Raw genomic sequence first — 3,792 nt, 5'->3', positions numbered from 1 at the left:
ATATTGGCGGGTCCATTCGTTTTCCTAGCCACTTTAATGGTGTCATCGGATTTAAATCAGGAAAAGGGCAAGTATCACAGGTTGGCAGTTTTCCGTTTGTTGAAGATCCTTGGCAGCAAAGGATGCTTGGAATAGGGCCTATAGCAAAATCAGTGAGGGATGCGAAACTGATTTACTCGCTCATAGCGGAACATCGAATCGAGAAACTAGATCTGTCCAGCTTTACGATAAATGTATTCCGGACGACTGATTTTCCACTTTCAAATGAATCGGTGAAAATATTGAACAACGTTTACCTTTCCTTGAAAGATGCTTTTATGACAGTGAGGGAACCTCTTCCATACCTTGAAGAATCGGCACTTTTTTGGCAGGAAATCATGTCGATTGATGGTGGGGAAGCTACCCGGAAAGTTGCATTCGAGAATGGAAAAGGTAGTCCACTTTCCGCGTATATGAAAGATAGAGCGAATGGAAAAGCAGAGATTCATCGATATTTATCGTGGGCGTTAATCGGAGCTTCCTTATTTAAACCATCGCCGAAAAGAGTAGATCAATTATCGTATCTTTTGGATGCCGGGGATCAATTCCTGGAAGGTTATTTAGAGAATCGATTGGTTGTCATGCCGGTTTATCATACCGTGGCTCCTCCGCATGGCATCGTTTATAAGGAGATTTTTTCAATCAAAAAAACCTTCCTGAAATATATGCCGTTTGCTGCGTATGCGAACACATGGGGCCTTCCCTCGTTGACAGTACCAATCGGAAAGGATACTGACGGCATGCCGATTGGTCTGCAAATCATTGGCAAAAACGGCAATGAGGATGCCATATTTTCCTTAGGTTCTTTTCTTGAAAAGGAATTTGGAGGATACGCACGGGTACAATAAATATACATTTACAACTACCTAGAATAAGGCAGGTGAAGGAATTGGGTCCATTTTCCTTCATCTGCTTTTTGCGTGATTTATTAATAAATGATGAAAGAGAGAAAATATGAATATGAAAACCTAGTGAAATCATGTATGATTTAGCTAGTTAGTTCTATCTCTACATGATAGATAAGTCACAGGAAGGAAGAGAAAGAATGAAGAAAAGAAATAGCCTTACTTACCAATTGGGCATAATCATCGTCGGCATACTTGTCGCCATGCTTGCCATCACTTCAGTCGCCACTTATAAGACGGCATACGATAAGCTTTATGATGCGGCTGGCATTGAGGCTTACGGATGCGCGAACATAACAACAGGATTACTTCAACCAGCTGACATCGACAAAGCATTAGCGGGCGATGTGGCGACGATTGAAAAAGTAGGCAAAGAGTTGAATTGGACAGTTCAGCATAAAAACATTTTTGAAACTCAATACATTGTCGATCTTAATGGCAAGCTTATTGCTTTTGATGATAATTTAGCAGGTAAAGGCGTGAAGGCAGGGGATCAGATTCCGCTTGATGAAAAAGCGATCTCCATGCTAGTGGAAATGAAGCATCCAACTTATTCCGAACCTCTCACATTCGCGGGCATGAAGAGGTTATCCGGGTATGCACCTATTTTTAAAGACCATGATCCAACGAAAGAAGTTATCGCGATTAGTGTAATCGATTTCGATGCAAGCATCGTGGCGGATCGTACATGGGAAGTTGTGCGAGATGGCATATTGATCAGCATCATACCGATGTTGATAGCTGCATGTATAACAATCGTCCTTCTTCGCCGTAAAACGAAACCGATTTCCAGATTGATTGCCCATGCCAAAGAAATTGCGGATGGCAATTTGGATGTAGGTAATGTGAATGTAAAATCCAGAGATGAAGTCGGAGAACTTGCCGAAATACTGAACACGATGACGAGTAATTTGCGTAACATGATTGGAACGATGAAGGATACATCCCATCAACTTATGATGAATGCTTCAACGACTGCTTCAACTTTAGGGGAAATGAACGGTGCCATTGAAATGGTAGCGGAAAATATGAATGATGTTGCGATGAGCGTTACAGGAGGAACAACCAATACTGAGCATGCCTCATCAATCCTCGGTTCCCTTGCAGATGACCTGCAGAGCTCAAAAGTGCGTGCGGATGAGGTCGCTGTCAATTCCCAAGTGACAATGCGAATTGCGCAGGACGGGCAGCAGTTGGCAAATGAGATAAGTGTGGATATGGAGAAAATCAGGCATTCGTCAACAGAGGTAGGTTCTATCATCCAAGAACTTATTAAATCGACAAGCCAGATCCAAGAGATAACGAATTCGATTGCAGGGATTGCTGCACAAACGAATTTATTGGCATTGAATGCTTCTATCGAGGCTGCTCGGGCTGGTGAACACGGTAAAGGGTTTGCAGTGGTAGCGGAAGAGGTCAGAAAGTTGGCGGAACAATCCAATAGGGAAGTGCAGCAAGTCGAAACGATCGTTAATGATATTACAGGAATCATCGGACAGGTAGAAGCTTCTGCTTCATCAAGCACGAAAGTTGTTGAGACAGGAAGCCGAACAGTCCAGCAGACATCGGAATCACTAAGCAATATTGCAGCCGCAGTTTCAAACACAGTTCAAGAAATCAACCAGATTTCAGAGATAATGAGTGAAGAAGCGGAAAAATCATCTTCAGTCGTAAAATTGATCACAGATTTAATGAGTGCGATGCAAGAAATCGAGAATAAAACGAATAACATTTCAGCGGCTACGGAGCAGACAACTGCTTCTATCAACGAAGTTTCCCACCGTTCGTTGCATACGAATGAGATGGCTCGGGATCTCGAGAAGGTAGTTGGTCAATTCAAGTTATAAATCAACGTGTCAAATATCATTATTTTTTTCTTTGCTTAATTTGATGGTCATGATTGGAAGCTATGTTATAATGCATGATGAAAAACAAATTAATATCGAGGAGTAATGGAAATGTTAAAAGATTTCTTTATCGGCCTATCACAAAACCAATTTTTGAATACTGCTGCGAAAAAATATGGTTTGAAATTAGGTGCGCAAAACGTCGTAGCGGGTACAAATATTGCTGAAACGATTGAAAGCATTAAAGAACTGAACAAACATGGCATCTCTTGCACTGTCGACAATTTAGGCGAGTTCGTCTACGAAAAAGAGGAAGCAATCGCTGCAAAAGAACAAATTCTTGCAGTCATTGAGGCCATCCATGAAAATGGAGTGGATGCGCACATCTCATTGAAACCTTCTCAACTCGGCCTCGATATCGACTATGATTTCTGTAAGGAAAATATTGAAGAAATCGTAGCAGCAGCAAATGAATACGGTCTCTTTGTCAATTTTGACATGGAAGACTATGCGCGGCTTCAACCTTCGTTCAACCTGTTGGACGAGCTATCGACGAAGTACGGCAATATCGGTACTGTCATTCAAGCTTACTTTTTCCGTGCGGAAGAAGATTTGCACAAGTATAAGAACTACCGACTAAGAATCGTCAAAGGGGCATATAAGGAACCAGCAGAATATGCATACCAAGACAAACAGGAAATCGATAAAAATTATATCAAATTAATCGAATGGCATTTGCTGAACGGTAAATTCACATCCATTGCAACACATGACCATAATGTCATCAATCATGTAAAACAATTCGTCAAAGACAATCAAATTTCGAATGATAAATTTGAATTCCAAATGCTATATGGTTTCAGGAAAGACATGCAATTGGAATTGGCGAAAGAGGGATACAATTTTTGCACATACGTACCTTTTGGACAAGATTGGTACGGCTATTTCATGCGTCGACTTGCTGAACGGCCACAAAATATGAACTTAGTCGTAAAACAGGT

General features: G+C 41.3%; 3 protein-coding genes. All 3 read left to right on the top strand.

Annotated elements, in window-relative coordinates; all coding sequences use genetic code 11:
• Positions 1–887, top strand: an 887-nt coding sequence (locus AWV70_RS24980) for an amidase family protein (protein ID WP_268777900.1), incomplete at its 5' end; no start/stop codon positions are given.
• A 197-nt stretch (positions 888–1,084) separates the two neighbouring features.
• Complete coding sequence (locus tag AWV70_RS21165; protein WP_060210464.1) at positions 1,085–2,791, top strand: methyl-accepting chemotaxis protein; 1,707 nt, start codon at positions 1,085–1,087, stop codon at positions 2,789–2,791.
• A gap of 111 nt (positions 2,792–2,902) precedes the next feature.
• Positions 2,903–3,792, top strand: an 890-nt coding sequence (locus tag AWV70_RS21160) for a proline dehydrogenase family protein (RefSeq protein ID WP_235588810.1), incomplete at its 3' end; no start/stop codon positions are given.

The sequence above is a fragment of the Sporosarcina koreensis genome (genome assembly GCF_001531445.1).
Taxonomy (GTDB): Bacteria; Bacillota; Bacilli; order Bacillales_A; family Planococcaceae; genus Sporosarcina; species Sporosarcina koreensis_C.
This window is presented reverse-complemented; position numbering and strand designations above follow the sequence as displayed.